A 14,049-nucleotide genomic window follows, 5' to 3' on the forward strand; every position below is an offset into this window, starting at 1 on the left:
CTTTTAATGATGGATGTTGTAACTAGGATTTGAGCCGCTTTAAGTAGTGTCGCTGAAGGTTTTATCGTACACGCCCGTAGGCGGCCCTGACGGCCCGCTAACGCGGAGATACGCCCCGACTTCGGCAAAGCCTCGTCGTGACCACTCCGACGGCGCAAACAAGCTTCTGCGTCGCTTTTAGCGGGTTTTGGTCTGGCAGGGCGAAGGGATGGATTGGTGAAACCTGTCAATAATGTAACCGGCTCCGCCGGGCTACGGCGCGACTCACTCACAGAGCCATATTCAACACTTGCTGGCGCCTCCATGACGCTCCGCGTCATTCAGTGGACCGGCTGCGCACTGCTCGCCAGTCCGGTATGCATATGATATAAGCGATAGTGTTTATAAACACTTCTGTGGATATCGTTATGCTGCTGACCGATTACATTGACAGCGTGTACGGAACGACGCGCGGAAACCGGGCGCGTTTTCTGAAGGACAATCCGGATATCCTTCCCCAGGAGCTGAGCCGCTGGCTTAAGGCAGGCCTGAAAATCAGGCCAGAGACCGGCGAAATCTACAAGCCCGTATCACGCCGCGTCAGGATACCGTCGGCGGTGGCCGCCGGGGCGGGCGTCTTTCTCTCTGACGACCTGCGTGAACGTGTTGCGTCACTGGCCACCGCGCAGAACGTGACATCTGAGGCCATGCTTAATGCCCTGGTGGAGCGCGAGGAACTGTGCCGTAAACTGTCCCTTCAGACGGGAAGTGATGCCGCGGTGCCGGAGCAGCAGATTGCCGGTATTGTCAGCCGCTACTTTGCCGCGCTGTCCGGACACAGTGAAACGGATGCGTGGCATCGGGTGCTGGAGTCGCTGGTCCATGAACTGACGGAGTCTGATCTGCTGTCATTCCACACCGGGAATATTGCCGAAAGCCGCCGGCTGAACATCCCCCGCACCGCGTATTACTGGTACGGGGGCGTCGTGGCCAGCCGGGTGGCCATGATGCTGGGCTGCATCGACGTTTATCTGTGGAACGACATGATGCAGCCGGACAGCGATGTGGTCTTTGTGGGTGATGCGCGCAACGTCGTCGCCTGCTACTTCATCTGCCAGCAGATGTGCCGACTGCTGAAAGCCGTGCGGCTGAACTGGCGTAAGCAGCAGGGTGCGTGGGGAAGCCGGGCTGAGCTGGATGAGGCTGCGCACCGGTACACGCAGCGGCTGGCAGAGGGGATAATGGATAACGGTATTTTTATTGGTGGCGACGAGCAGAACTCTTACCGGCTGTACGATTATGCGGAAAAACATTACGCCTGGGCCATGCGCTGAGCGGATGCAGACGGTTCCGGATGCCACTTTGTTGTTGTTCCGGTTAAAATACTCTCAGTATGACAGTAAGCGGGAACCCGCCAGAATTTTGTGGACAGAGTAAAGAAGGAGAAGGGCACTCAGTGACGCTGACAGAAAAATCGGGCCATCTGGCATGGTGTGCCCTGGTGGCGCTTGCGCTGGCCAGACAGAACGGAGATGCGCTGTCACCGGCACAGGAAAATCTCTTTCTTACCCGCTGGCTGGCGACCGCGCTGAAGCAACGACGTTTTTCGCGTGATGTGGCGCCCGATATAGAGTGGCTTCTGAAACAGGGACGCCAGCTGGGCGTCAGCGCGAAGCTGGCCAGCAAGCTGAATTACCTCTGGCGCTCCTGCACCGGCGAATTGTCTGAGCAAAACGACCTGTTCCGGCTGACATATGCCCTGGAAACAGCGAAAGACATGAGCTGGAATTACCGCCTGTTGAACGATCGGGAATGGTCAGGTCGGTATGCCGTTGCGCTGAACGCCGGCGTAAACGGTATTTATCTCTCGCGGACTAACCTCGACGCGGCATTTGACGACGATGGGCGACAGATAAATCCGCTGCTGACGCGCCTGACCGGTAATGTTGCGGGCGTGGTAAAGCTGTTTAACCGGTGTGGCTGGCAGGCTGATTCGGCACAGGATACTACCCTGCCCCACCAGTTTATGTTGGTAGCCAGCCGGGATGCCTGATAGGTTATCCTGATTATATATGTAATACATTTGTAATCACGTATCAACCACCAAAGGCGTAATCCAGTGTGATGGTATATTGGTTGCAATAACACATGAGGTCACTATAATACAGTTAAGGATGCAGCAGACTGGTTAATCCAGACATCCCGCTACCAGCGTACGCTGGTCAGGCCAAGTCCGGTAAAGGCGCTTCTGAATACCAGAGATACTTTCTGGCGAAACCCACCTTAAGGTGGGTTTTGTTATTTTAGGGGTGTGGTAAGGGTTTTCCTGCCAGTAACTTGCTGGCGATAACGAAGAATCCGACCTTTCCGCCTCCGGGTTTGGAATCAACGGCATAGGCGCTGGTTACATGAATCCGCAGCTTCTTCCGCTCTCTGAACGCCCTGAAGGGTACGTGATAGAAGCAGGTCTCCCCTTCTTCGTTCAGTGCCTCAATAACTGCGTAGCTGCCGTAACCGGCATGAATAATTCTCTGTCGATCAAGGGAAAGTACCAGGTCTTTAAGGTAGCGTTGCGCCAGACTGTAACGGATCTTGCAGAATGGTCGGGATTCTTTTGGCGAATAGTACATCAGCGTTCGTTTTTCCTCTTCACTCTGCTCAGGATAATCCTTGCAAAAACAGTGAAACGAGTAGGAAACGATGAATTTGTATACCTTATCTTCTTTACCTTCACTGCGGTGTGTGTAAACGACCTCATGGGCATCAAGAAAAGAAAGATCCCAGGTTACACCATCTTTATCAGTGAAAGGCCTCCATTTTGCCACTTCGTCAATATTCACACCTTCCCCTCATGCAGCATGCCAACACCTCTGTCTTGCTGACGTTCGCTCTCCGAGGCGTCTGTCGCGCCGGCTATTTTACCACAACCCCTTATTTTACAGGGGGGGGTAATACAAAAGTCATCATTATGAATGACTCATGTAATACATAAGTATTCTATTTTCGTGTCAGAAGATGGCTGTAATCACGGTGATCCAGAGAAAATGTAACACCCAGCTGTGGCGCCACATCCAGCGCAAAAACCTTCAGATACACCTCCGTGCTTTCATAGCGTTCATGCCCCATATAGGCCTGGACGACCTTCGGCGGCACGTGGTTGAAAAACAGATGCATGGCAAAACTGTGCCGCAGCGTCTTTGGATTGATGGCCGGGAGTGCAAATTCAATCCCCTCTTCCCGGGGTCAGTTTGGATATCGAAAATTATTGTACGTTAGGCTCATTTTTTGACCATCAATGATGAGCCAATATCTGGCGAAATTTAACAGAACCGCCTATGCCCCAAATTCCGTATCGGTAGATATCATTTTTGTAGTAACTTTCCTTCCGACCGTATCACAGCCAGAAATAATATAACCATATGATTTATATCGTAAATAAAGGTAGTTATGTTTATTCTTAGTTATACTATAGTGGAGTATGCATTGACGATAATTATATACTCCACTATAGTATATAAAATCAAAAATGGTGAGGTAAATAATGCCCAGTACTCCTGAAGAGAAAAAAAAGGTCCTTACCCGTGTTCGCCGCATTCGGGGTCAGATTGATGCTCTGGAAAGAGCGCTGGAAAATGGTGCTGAATGCCGTTCCATTCTTCAGCAGATAGCTGCCGTTCGCGGAGCAGCTAACGGTCTTATGGCAGAGGTGCTCGAGAGCCACATACGGGAAACCTTTGACCAGAATGACAGCTACAGCCATGAAATCAGTAAATCCGTTGACGATACGATTGAACTGGTTCGCGCCTATCTTAAATAGCTAAGCCATCACATTGAGGATAATTTACATATGAAATCACGTGCTGCCGTTGCATTTGCACCAGGGAAGCCCCTGGAGATTGTTGAAATTGATGTTGCACCACCTAAAAAAGGCGAGGTGCTGATTAAAAATACCCACACCGGTGTCTGCCACACCGATGCCTTTACCCTCTCCGGGAACGATCCTGAGGGCGTTTTCCCGGTGGTTCTCGGCCACGAAGGGGCCGGTGTCGTCGTGGAGGTCGGTGAAGGCGTGACCAGCGTGAAGCCGGGAGACCATGTGATTCCGCTTTACACCGCCGAATGCGGGGAGTGTGAATTCTGTCAGTCCGGGAAAACGAACCTCTGTGTATCGGTTCGCGAAACTCAGGGAAAAGGACTGATGCCTGACGGAACCACCCGCTTTTCTTACAATGGCCAGCCTCTTTACCACTACATGGGATGCTCCACCTTCAGTGAGTATACGGTAGTGGCCGAGGTTTCTCTGGCAAAAATTAACCCGGAGGCAAACCATGAACACGTCTGCCTGCTGGGCTGTGGCGTGACTACCGGGATTGGCGCTGTTCACAACACAGCGAAAGTACAGCCTGGAGATTCTGTCGCTATTTTTGGTCTTGGCGCAATCGGTCTGGCTGCCGTTCAGGGGGCTCGCCAGGCAAAAGCAGGACGCATTATCGCTATCGACACCAACCCGGCCAAATTCGAACTTGCCCGTCAGTTCGGTGCAACCGACTGCATCAACCCGAACGACCATGACAAACCGATTAAAGATGTGCTGCTTGAAATCAACAAATGGGGCATTGACCACACTTTTGAATGTATCGGTAACGTCAACGTTATGCGTGCGGCGCTGGAAAGTGCTCACCGTGGCTGGGGCCAGTCCATTGTCATCGGCGTGGCCGGCGCCGGGCAGGAGATATCCACCCGTCCATTCCAGCTCGTTACCGGGCGCGTATGGAAAGGTTCTGCTTTCGGCGGAGTGAAAGGCCGTACGCAACTTCCGGCCATGGTCGAAGATGCCATGAAGGGTGAAATTGAACTGGAGCCATTTGTTACCCACACGATGACGCTGGATGAAATCAATGAGGCCTTCGATCTTATGCATGAAGGTAAATCAATCCGTACGGTAATCCGTTACTGATAGCGTCTTAACTGAGTCAAACCAACTGAAGGAAATGGATCATGGCAACACCTGTAATTTCTGGTAATGACGTTTTTTCCCACGTCTTCATCGGTGCATCCGATGTTGAAAAATCCGCTGATTTTTACGATGCTGTCCTCGGTACGCTTGGCATCAATAACCTCGGCCCGTTTGGCAATGGCTGGGTACTTTATGGTCGCGAAAAGCCAGCCTTTATTATTGCACGTCCGGGCAACGGTGAAGCGCCATCGGCCAACGGCGTGACTGTCGGCTTTGCAGCTGCAAGTCCGGAAGAAGTTGATGCTTTCCACGCCGCGGGCCTTGCCGCCGGAGGGAAAGATGAAGGTCAGCCTGGCCCGCGCAGCCATCTCCCTGGAGCCTATGCAGCCTACCTGCGAGACCCTGCGGGTAACAAAATCACGGCTTATACGTTCATCTGACGTCCGGCTATAAAGAGACTTCCCCTGACTCCCTGTCAGGGGAAATAACCATGAGACAGAGGCTGATGGAACTCATCGAGCAGCATGCCAGCGCTGGCGGCTGGCAAAACGTATACCGCCATAATTCACAAACACTTAATTGTGAGATGAATTTCGGTGTTTATCTTCCCCCCAAAGCAGCAACAGAAAAACTGCCGGTCCTGTACTGGCTCTCGGGTCTGACCTGTACGGAGCAGAATTTCATCACCAAATCGGGTATGCAGCATTATGCCGCCAGGAACAACATCATCGTCGTTGTTCCTGATACCAGTCCCCGTGGAGAGCATGTCGCAGATGCTGACAGCTACGATCTGGGCCAGGGTGCCGGATTTTATCTGAACGCGACGGAACATCCGTGGAACACGCATTACAGGATGTATGACTATATTCTCCATGAGCTTCCGGATGTTGTCATGGAGCATTTACCTGTAACATCAAGGAAATCAATATCCGGTCACTCCATGGGGGGGCTGGGAGCGCTGGTTCTGTCGCTGCGAAATCCTGATGAATATGTGAGTGTATCGGCATTTTCACCAATAGTGTCACCTTCTCAGGTGCCATGGGGACAACAGGCATTCACCGCGTACCTGGGTGAAAATAAAAAAACGTGGGAGCACTACGATCCCGTCAGTCTCATTTTACAGGGTGCGAAATTACCAGAAATTTTTATTGACCAGGGATTAAGTGACGCCTTTTATGAAGATCAGTTACGCACTAAAAGTCTTGAAAGAGTGTGCAACGAGATGAACATCAACACATCATTCCGATATCATACTGGTTACGACCACAGCTATTATTTCATTTCCAGCTTTATTGGTGAGCACATTGCTTACCATGCCAACAGGCTCAGGCTGTCAGCATGAGTTGATTTCCAGCCTCAGAAAATGTGCTTAATTATCAGGCCCTGTACAGGGCCTGAATCCTGCAGACCTGAGAAGTGCTGTAACCGGTGGCTTCAGCAGTTTCTCTTATGCTCAGTTTCTTGACCTGCCGGTAGTACAGGACTTTCTGATGTCGTTCCTGATCGGCCTGTTTTCCCCGGTATTTTCCCAGCGTATGTGCCCGTTCAATTCCCTGCTTCTGCCGATGGCGGCGGCTCAGCCAGTCCTTATGCGACATCGCGGCCATCAGGTCGATAAGCATATTATTGATGGCGGTTATCACGGCGCGGGTGATTGGGTCAGCCTGCGAAGGATCTTTATCTGACAGCGCCTGCCATGAGGTGGGTACATCGAGGCTGACAATCCGCAGCTCGTGTTGCTCGATTTGCTTTTTCAGCGTCATCCAGTCGCTGTTGCTCAGACGGGTCAGACGGTCTATCTGCTCGACCAGTAAAATATCATTGCGGTGACTGTCCATCAGTAAGCGCCCCAGTTCCGGGCGGTCAAGTTTTGTACCGCTGATGTTCTCCCGGTAGTAACTGGCTATTTTATGTCCCCGCTCCTGAACAAACTGCTCCAGCATCTCTTTTGCCCGATCGGCGAACTGATCTTCCGTCGATGCCCTTAAATAAGCTCTGATGAACATTTTTCCACCACGTTATCGCATTTAAGTTGTTACATTTATTCTATCGCATATAGGTTATGTCATTCATCGTGTGCCGTCACGTTTTGAATATGGCGTCAGGGTGTACCCTTATGCGATAAGCATTTCTGTTAAAAATACCGCATCGGATAATTTACGAGGGAAACTATATGGCAAGGAGGCAGATTCTTTCTCTGTCGGAAAGAGAATCATTACTGGCATTACCGGACGATGAATTAACGCTGACCCGGATGGCGTATTTCAGTGAGCATGATCTGGCACTTATCAGTGCCCACCGTAAACCTGCCAGCCGTTTTGGTTTTGCCGTCCTTCTTTGCTATCTGAAAAATGTCGGCTTTACCCCGGATAAAAAAATCCCTCCCTCTGATGCGCTGCTGAAGCATATCGCCAGCAGGCTAAAACTTACCGGGGATCTCTGGCCAGCCTACCTTTCCGGCAGGGATACCACCCGGCGCGAACATTTAACCGAACTGTACCGCTATCTTGGCTTAAAAGCGTTCACCGGCAAAATACAGCAGGACTGTATTACACACCTGCTGCCGATGGCGACGCGCACCGATAAAGGTATTCTCCTGGCCGAAGAACTACTGGTCTGGCTCCGGCAGAACAACGTGATAATCCCCTCGATTGATGTCGTGGAGCGTTCCTGTGCTGAGGCCATGGCAGGCGGCGATAAAATCGTGTTTCAGACCCTGAATGCCCCGTTAACTCCGGCTCACAGGGATGCTCTGGATTGTTTACTTGAGTCATCGGATAATCAGTCTTCCAGGCTGACATGGCTTCTGCAACCTCCGGGTAAAATCAATGGTAAGAACGTGCTGCAACACCTTGATCGGCTCAGTAGCATTGAATCGCTGGCATTACCGGAAGGTATAGATCGTACCATTCACCAGAACCGGTTGCTGAAACTGGCGCGGGAAGGCCGAAAGATGAGCAGCCGGGATTTGACCCGATTTTCAGCAGCCCGGCGTCATGCGATCCTGGTGTGCGTGCCGGAAGAAGCCAGAGCCACACTGACAGACGAAGTGATTGAGTTGCATGAGCGAATGCTGAACAGCCTTTTCAGCAAAGCCAAAAGAACACAGGCTGAGCGCCTTCAGCAGACCGGAAAGCTGATCCAGTCAAAACTGAGGCAGTACATCAATGTCGGTCAGGCGCTGTCTGATGCCCGTGATTCCGGGGGAGATCCATGGCTCGCAATAGAAAACATACTCCCATGGCCTGAATTTGTCGCCAGTCTGGAGGAAACACGCCATCTCGCCAGAAAAAATAATTTTGACCCGCTGCATATTATTACCGAGAAATACAGCACATTACGGAAATATGCCCCGCGCATGTTGTCAGCTTTACAGTTAATCGCAACTCCGGCAGCGCAACCTCTGGCTGATGCGCTGGTTGTGATCAAGGATATGTACCGGAAGCAGTCACGTAAAGTTCCGGCCACCGCGCCGCTTGAGTTTGTCCCAGAAAGTTGGCGCAAGGTGGTAATTACACCTGCGGGTATTGACCGGCAGTACTATGAATTTTGTGCGCTCAGCGAGCTTAAGGGGGCGTTGCGTTCCGGGGACATCTGGGTTAAAGGTTCACGCCGCTACAAAAATTTTGATGATTACCTCATTCCCGAAAAGGACTTTGACAAACTCACACCGGCGCTGCCACTTCCCGTATCTGCTGATTATCATGAGTACATTACCAGCCGTATGACCCTGCTTCAGTCCAGGCTTGAAGAGGTCAATGCCATGGCTGCCCTTGGTGAACTGCCCGATGTGGAAATATCTTACAGGGGCGTAAAAGTCTCTCCGCTGGATAACAGCGTTCCGGTGCAGGTTTCACCGCTGGCAGAGCTGGTTTACAGCATGCTACCGCGCCCTAAAATCACGGAAATTCTCGATGAGGTAAACAGCTGGACGACGTTTACCCGACATTTTTCGCATATAAAAACTGACATTACCCGTCCCGATATCCGCCTGCTTCTCACCACCATTCTTGCGGATGGCATCAATCTTGGCCTGACCAAAATGGCGGAAGCCTGCCCCGGTAGCACCAAATCATCACTCGAAGATATTCAGGCATGGTACATCCGCGAAGAAACCTATTCAGCAGCCCTTGCAGAGCTGGTAAACGCGCAGGGGAAAAGGCCGCTGGCGGCATTCTGGGGAGACGGGACAACATCATCATCAGATGGACAGAATTTCAGAACAGGCAGATCAGGCCGCTACGCAGGGCAGGTTAACCCGAAATACGGGCAGGAGCCCGGACGTCAGTTTTATACCCATATTTCGGATCAATACAGCCCGTTTTACACCTGCATAATCAGTCGGGTCAGAGATTCAACCCATGTGCTCGATGGCTTGCTGTACCACGAAAGCGACCTGGAAATCAGGGAGCATTACACCGATACAGCGGGTTTCACCGATCATGTCTTTGCCCTGATGCATCTGCTGGGATTTGCGTTCTGTCCGCGAATCAGGGATCTCCACGACAAGAAGCTATTTATCAAAGGGAAAGCAGGCCAGTACCCGGCGCTTCAGTCACTGATATCAACAACCAGCCTGAATCTGAAAGAGATCGAAATTCACTGGCGTGAAGTGCTGCGTCTGGCAACCTCGATAAAGCAGGGAACCGTGACGGCATCCCTGATGCTGAAAAAGCTTGCCAGCTACCCCAAGCAAAACGGGCTGGCCAAAGCACTGAGAGAAATTGGCCGTATTGAACGAACGCTGTTTATGCTCGACTGGTTCCGCGATCCTGCACTGCGTCGGCGGGTACAGGCGGGGCTGAATAAAGGTGAAGCCCGTAACGCGCTGGCGCGAGCGGTATTTATGCACCGGCTGGGAGAAATCAGGGACCGAAAACCGGAAAATCAGAGCTATCGCGCCAGTGGACTGACGCTCCTGACAGCTGCCATATCCCTGTGGAATACCGTCTATATGGAAAGAGCTGTCGATGCTCTGAAGCGTAAGGGAGTGAAGATCAACGAGCAACTGCTGTCGCATTTGTCCCCGCTAGGCTGGGAACACATCAATCTGACAGGCGATTATATATGGAAAAGCAACCGGATACCGTCAGCCGGTAAGTTTCGTCGGCTGAGGCCAGCTAAATTAGGCAGGTCAAAAAATAACCTTAACGTACAATAATTTTCGATATCCAAACTGACCCCTCTTTGACTTTTTCGCACCGCCTTTTGTGCCGCAGAGCGGCACACCCCAACTGGCAAATACGAATGCGTCTCATCTGTTGACAGGGCTGCTGAAGAGAAGTAAGGTAAATAAATACTGTATATAAACACAGTATTTATTTATTGCACTCAACCAGAAAAAGGACCTCACAATGGCTGAACAGAAGATAAACGCCCTGGTACTGAACGGCGTGAACGACGACATCACCGAACTCAAATCCCTCATATGAGACGACAATAACTCAGTCCGCCTGGTGCTGATTATTCTGGCCGGTTTTGTAATCTGAATGTCATGTACATGCTCCAACAGGAAATGGCGTGACGCTCAATACTTCTCAGGTCAGTTACTACATGACTCAACGTAAAAAAGGGGCAACCCAGCATATCTCGGCCATGAAGGCCGGTATCTCTGTCCGATCTGGTCGCCGGATCGAGAAAGAACAGTGGTCGAAAGCCGGTGAACGCCACTGGCGAACGCGTAAAGATCCACTTGAAGCTGTGTGGGACAGCGAGCTTGTCCCTTTGCCGGCCGGCGCAGGCAGTGACAAGGTTCCCGGGCGCGATATCAACATGATGGCCGCTCAGGTCAGCCTTTTCAACACCGAAAAAGTGAATTTTGAACCCGGGATGAATACCGTCAACCTGCCGGTGCGCGGATTTATCACCACGGACAGCGACGGGCGGCAGTCGGTGATGCTGGTGAAAACCGGTACCGGCGGGGTGTCTGCGACGGTTCCCGTGCTGAACGCCGTGCGTGACAAGGCCACCGGTCTGGATAAAATCACGGTGCCGGCGGTGGCCGGGGCCCCGTCAAGGACGATTCTGGTGAATCCGGTACCGGTCGGTCCTGCGGCACCGTCCCACACCGGGAACAGTACACCGGTTCCGGTGACGCCGGTACATACCGGTACGGAGGTGAAACAGGCTGACAGCATCGTCACCACCACGTTCCCGGCCGCGGACATGCCACCACTGCAGGACTTCATCTACTGGCAGCCCGATGCGACCGGGACGGGCGTGGAGCCCATCTATGTTATTCTGAACAGTCCTTATGGTGAAACTAACGCAAAGGGTAAATACAGTGGACGCCCTTATCATACCGACAGAGCTGGCGGCCCCGTTCAGAACCTGGACTGGAAAACAACCACGATTGACCGGACAGGCGTGGATAAGGTGAAACTGCATACAGGACGGTTTGGCGAATCCCCGGATAACAAAGTGATGATTGAGCGCCTGGAAAAAATCCTGAAGGGAGAATTACAGGCTACGGATACAGACAAACGTTTTTATACTCATGAAGTCAGGGAACTGGAGCGCTACAGGAATCTGGGTATTAAGGACGGTCTAATACCTGAAAATTATGATGAGGTCTGGAATAACACTCATACTGCAACCCTGGAAGATTATAAGATAAATGAAAAAGAGCAGCCGTTGTATACACCAGAGGCAAATGAAGCTTATCGCAAAGCAGAGGAGGGTAAATGATGTTGGACCTTGAAGGTATTTATAAAAACGAGAGCGTAGAAGACGTTCTTTTGCACTTCGCCTTGCGAACACCCTACCCGGCTATCGATCGGATGTATGTAAATTATAAATTTGATGTAATTTCTAATGGTGAGTTATTGAGAACCCACCAACGACTGTTTAAAGAAGGTAAGTTAAAAAAAACTGGTAATCCTCTACCAGAAAAAGGTCCAAACTGGAAAGAGCCAAAATTCGTGACTGAAAAAAAATACGGCATTAAATAATTTTTCCGTTTGACATTGAGCCAGCAGATTTATTGCTGGCTCTCTTTTTGGCTCTGTGGGGTCTGAAGGGCTCTGTCGCATTAAGAAGTCGTCAGATAACCCAGCGGTGGAGCGTGGAGTGGTCAGCGTCGAGCAGGATGTTTAAACCGTTATGGCAGCATGGCCGGGCGATTTGTTTTGCTGACGGATGGTTCGAATGGGTGAAGGAAGGCGATAAGAAGCAAACCGTCTGGAAGAGCAGGAGTTGTCAGTCCTGGCGCTGCATCTGTTGCAGATTTGTCTGGTCTATGTGAACACGCTGATGATCCAGCAGGTACTCCATGAGCCCGTTTGGCTGTCACGAATGAAGGCAGAAGACTTCAGGGCCCTGACGCCGCTGATTTACGCCCATGTAAACCCCTACGGGATATTTGAACTTGATATGGAAACAAGGTTGCCGATCGAGGTGGTTGGCTGAAAGTTGGCAGTTATCGCAGCTACCCGGTCACTACCCCTAACAGCCCGCCAACGCGGAGATACGCCCCGACGGCGGCTACGCCTTGTCGTGACCACTCCGACAGCGCACATAGGCTTCTGTGTCGCTTTCAGCGGGTTTTGGTCTGGCAGGGAGAAGAGATGGATTGGTGGAAACTATCAAATCTGTAACCGGCTACGCCGCCACTCACTCACTGAGCCATATTCAACGCCCGCTGGCGCCTCCATGTCGCTTCGCGCCATTCAGTGGACTGGCTGCGCACTGCTCGCCAGTCCGGTATGTATGTGATATAAACGATTGTGTTTATAAACACTTTTGTGGATATCGTTATGCTGCTGACCGACTACATTGACAGCGTGTACGGAACGGCACGCGGAAACCGGGCTCGCTTTCTGAAGGACAACCCGGATATCCTTCCCCAGGAGCTGAGTCGTTGGCTTAAGGCTGGCCTGAAAATCAGGCCAGAGACCGGCGAAATCTACAAGCCCGTATCACGCCGCGTCAGGATACCGTCGGCGGTTGCCGCCGGGGCTGGCGTCTTTCTCTCTGACAACCGTAGAGTTTGCCTGCCAGCGCCGGATCGTCAAACTCATCCAGCCACCGGGTGGAGTACGGATACGGGCTGCGTTTACCCGTATAGAACAGCACCGGTATCACCAGTGGCAGTTTTTTATGCCCTGCCTCCAGGTGGCGCTGCATGGCGCCTACCGCATAGCGTATGAGGCGGAAAGCCATATGTTTGTCCGGCGTTGACTGGTGTTCGACCAGAACATGAATATATCTGTCGTCGGCTGTAGTTTTCAGGCGTTTCTATATCACCATAATCGTCACTTTCATTAACAATTGCGCAGTGGAATTTATGGCCGAGACTCATGAACCAGAGAAGTAACCTTGATGAAACACATAAATTCTGCCATTCATCATTCCTCTGGTTCATAAACGCATGTACACTCAGATTTGGGTAAACAGGGCGGTATCGCTTGCCTTTTCAGCCCCGTCCTGTCCGAATAATTTTGCCTTGCCGCTATGCGGTTTAACATTGCTGGTTTCGGAATACTCCCAGCTTAAAACCGTACTCCCCGCAGAAGGCCTCAGGGTTTCTGTAAGCATGATAGTGCCGTCTTCTGTGGTGATCGTCAGCGTCACATAATCTCCCGCTACAAGCTCTACAGCCGTTCCGGAAAAATCGTATCCATATCCGCTACTCAGGTCTGCATAGTAACTTTGTGATATCGCAATTTTACTCATAAAAAGAACCTCATCATTTGTATCTGTCGCTGGCTACCCGGAACCAGCAGGAGGACTGTCAAAGACAGCAAGTATATATCGCAATCAATAGCGGCACCAAACAACCATCCATTAATATGATATAAATCAATGAAATATAATTCACCGTGCGGTCAGGCATGCTGCACCAAACTGATGGATCCCGGCATTGGCATATACGTGACCGTTGCTCAGGAACATGTAGTACCGTGAAGGGGAGCCTTTTCTCTGGCCCGCACAGCCGGGTAGCCATTGCTCTGAGGCAGGCTGAGCGACCACTCACTCCACAGGCTTCTGTAGTGGTTTACTGAATTTGGCCACCTGAACAGAGGTGATATGCTCACCTCAGAACATTACAGGTGCCTCAATGAAAAAAAGAAATTTCAGTGCAGAGTTTAAACGCGAATCCGCTCAACTGGTCC

Annotated in this window: 13 protein-coding genes and 4 pseudogenes; 12 read left to right on the forward strand and 5 right to left on the reverse strand. The window is 51.3% G+C overall.

Going from position 1 to position 14,049, the window contains the following annotated elements; all coding sequences use genetic code 11:
- The first annotated feature begins 407 nt into the window (after window positions 1-407).
- Together GO007_RS26290 and GO007_RS26295 are read left to right on the forward strand one after the other, a co-directional pair.
- On the forward strand, window positions 408-1,313 hold the full coding sequence (locus tag GO007_RS26290) for a hypothetical protein (RefSeq protein WP_095105105.1): 906 nt from the start codon (window positions 408-410) through the stop codon (window positions 1,311-1,313).
- A gap of 122 nt (window positions 1,314-1,435) precedes the next feature.
- Entirely contained in the window at window positions 1,436-2,032 is a 597-nt protein-coding gene (locus GO007_RS26295; RefSeq protein ID WP_095105106.1) for a DUF2913 family protein, read from the forward strand.
- A gap of 250 nt (window positions 2,033-2,282) precedes the next feature.
- Here GO007_RS26295 and GO007_RS29335 read toward each other — a convergent pair whose 3' ends face one another.
- Entirely contained in the window at window positions 2,283-2,819 is a 537-nt protein-coding gene (locus tag GO007_RS29335) for a stationary phase growth adaptation protein (RefSeq protein ID WP_095105107.1), read from the reverse strand.
- Window positions 2,820-2,976: 157 nt separating this feature from the next.
- Complete coding sequence (locus tag GO007_RS26305; RefSeq protein ID WP_223261843.1) at window positions 2,977-3,207, reverse strand: tyrosine-type recombinase/integrase; 231 nt, start codon at window positions 3,205-3,207, stop codon at window positions 2,977-2,979.
- A 313-nt stretch (window positions 3,208-3,520) separates the two neighbouring features.
- Between GO007_RS26305 and frmR the strand changes: the two genes are divergently transcribed.
- The 4 genes from frmR to fghA all read left to right on the forward strand — a co-directional run bounded on the left by frmR (window position 3,521) and on the right by fghA (window position 6,278).
- Complete coding sequence (frmR, locus tag GO007_RS26310) at window positions 3,521-3,796, forward strand: formaldehyde-responsive transcriptional repressor FrmR (RefSeq protein ID WP_001141270.1); 276 nt, start codon at window positions 3,521-3,523, stop codon at window positions 3,794-3,796.
- Between the two features lie 30 nt (window positions 3,797-3,826).
- Window positions 3,827-4,936, forward strand: a complete 1,110-nt coding sequence (gene frmA, locus GO007_RS26315; RefSeq protein ID WP_000842086.1) for an S-(hydroxymethyl)glutathione dehydrogenase — start codon at window positions 3,827-3,829, stop codon at window positions 4,934-4,936.
- Window positions 4,937-4,977: 41 nt separating this feature from the next.
- Window positions 4,978-5,376 (forward strand): VOC family protein, encoded by a 399-nt coding sequence (locus GO007_RS26320; protein ID WP_008813494.1) that lies wholly within the window; start codon window positions 4,978-4,980, stop codon window positions 5,374-5,376.
- 65 nt (window positions 5,377-5,441) lie between these two features.
- Complete coding sequence (gene fghA / locus GO007_RS26325; protein ID WP_008813493.1) at window positions 5,442-6,278, forward strand: S-formylglutathione hydrolase; 837 nt, start codon at window positions 5,442-5,444, stop codon at window positions 6,276-6,278.
- A 34-nt stretch (window positions 6,279-6,312) separates the two neighbouring features.
- Here the strand turns inward: fghA and GO007_RS26330 are convergent, their stop codons facing one another.
- A complete protein-coding gene (locus GO007_RS26330) occupies window positions 6,313-6,942 on the reverse strand; it encodes a recombinase family protein (protein WP_095105109.1) in 630 nt (209 codons plus the stop codon).
- A gap of 167 nt (window positions 6,943-7,109) precedes the next feature.
- On the opposite strand from GO007_RS26330, the gene GO007_RS26335 reads away from it, so the two are divergent.
- From GO007_RS26335 to GO007_RS29345, 6 genes and pseudogenes are all read left to right on the forward strand, one after another.
- Window positions 7,110-10,097 (forward strand): Tn3 family transposase, encoded by a 2,988-nt coding sequence (locus GO007_RS26335; RefSeq protein WP_095105110.1) that lies wholly within the window; start codon window positions 7,110-7,112, stop codon window positions 10,095-10,097.
- A gap of 359 nt (window positions 10,098-10,456) precedes the next feature.
- A pseudogene (locus tag GO007_RS29665) lies at window positions 10,457-10,663 on the forward strand (IS21 family transposase); the annotation flags it as partial.
- Window positions 10,637-11,623, forward strand: coding sequence for an S-type pyocin domain-containing protein (locus tag GO007_RS26345; protein WP_370525607.1), 987 nt, complete (start codon window positions 10,637-10,639; stop codon window positions 11,621-11,623). The pseudogene GO007_RS29665 and the gene GO007_RS26345, both read left to right, overlap by 27 nt.
- The gene (locus GO007_RS26350) at window positions 11,623-11,886 is read left to right on the forward strand and encodes an immunity protein (RefSeq protein ID WP_095105125.1); all 264 of its coding nucleotides are present in this window, start codon (window positions 11,623-11,625) and stop codon (window positions 11,884-11,886) included. The genes GO007_RS26345 and GO007_RS26350 overlap by 1 nt, the downstream gene beginning before the upstream one ends.
- Before the next feature lie 53 nt (window positions 11,887-11,939).
- Window positions 11,940-12,131 (forward strand): annotated as a pseudogene (locus GO007_RS29670) (SOS response-associated peptidase family protein); the annotation flags it as partial.
- Window positions 12,110-12,343 (forward strand): annotated as a pseudogene (locus tag GO007_RS29345) (Tn3 family transposase); the annotation flags it as partial. The pseudogenes GO007_RS29670 and GO007_RS29345, both read left to right, overlap by 22 nt.
- A 573-nt stretch (window positions 12,344-12,916) precedes the next feature.
- Here the strand turns inward: GO007_RS29345 and GO007_RS26360 are convergent.
- Both GO007_RS26360 and GO007_RS26365 read right to left on the reverse strand, forming a co-directional pair.
- A pseudogene (locus tag GO007_RS26360) lies at window positions 12,917-13,165 on the reverse strand (Rpn family recombination-promoting nuclease/putative transposase); the annotation flags it as partial.
- A 147-nt stretch (window positions 13,166-13,312) separates the two neighbouring features.
- Window positions 13,313-13,609 (reverse strand): hypothetical protein, encoded by a 297-nt coding sequence (locus GO007_RS26365; protein WP_095105112.1) that lies wholly within the window; start codon window positions 13,607-13,609, stop codon window positions 13,313-13,315.
- Window positions 13,610-14,049 lie beyond the last annotated feature (440 nt).

The organism is Klebsiella sp. 10-1 (assembly GCF_009758445.1).
GTDB lineage: Bacteria > Pseudomonadota > Gammaproteobacteria > Enterobacterales > Enterobacteriaceae > Klebsiella > Klebsiella scottii.

Excerpts from the sequence above, each read along its gene's own strand:
- GO007_RS26290 (WP_095105105.1), top strand. The coding sequence starts at position 408 with ATGCTGCTGACCGATTACATTGACAGCGTGTACGGAACGACGCGCGGA.
- frmR (WP_001141270.1), top strand. The coding sequence starts at position 3,521 with ATGCCCAGTACTCCTGAAGAGAAAAAAAAGGTCCTTACCCGTGTTCGC.
- frmA (WP_000842086.1), top strand. The coding sequence starts at position 3,827 with ATGAAATCACGTGCTGCCGTTGCATTTGCACCAGGGAAGCCCCTGGAG.
- GO007_RS26320 (WP_008813494.1), top strand. The coding sequence starts at position 4,978 with ATGGCAACACCTGTAATTTCTGGTAATGACGTTTTTTCCCACGTCTTC.
- GO007_RS26330 (WP_095105109.1), bottom strand. The coding sequence starts at position 6,942 with ATGTTCATCAGAGCTTATTTAAGGGCATCGACGGAAGATCAGTTCGCC.
- GO007_RS26335 (WP_095105110.1), top strand. The coding sequence starts at position 7,110 with ATGGCAAGGAGGCAGATTCTTTCTCTGTCGGAAAGAGAATCATTACTG.
- GO007_RS26365 (WP_095105112.1), bottom strand. The coding sequence starts at position 13,609 with ATGAGTAAAATTGCGATATCACAAAGTTACTATGCAGACCTGAGTAGC.
- GO007_RS26350 (WP_095105125.1), top strand. The coding sequence starts at position 11,623 with ATGTTGGACCTTGAAGGTATTTATAAAAACGAGAGCGTAGAAGACGTT.
- fghA (WP_008813493.1), top strand. The coding sequence starts at position 5,442 with ATGGAACTCATCGAGCAGCATGCCAGCGCTGGCGGCTGGCAAAACGTA.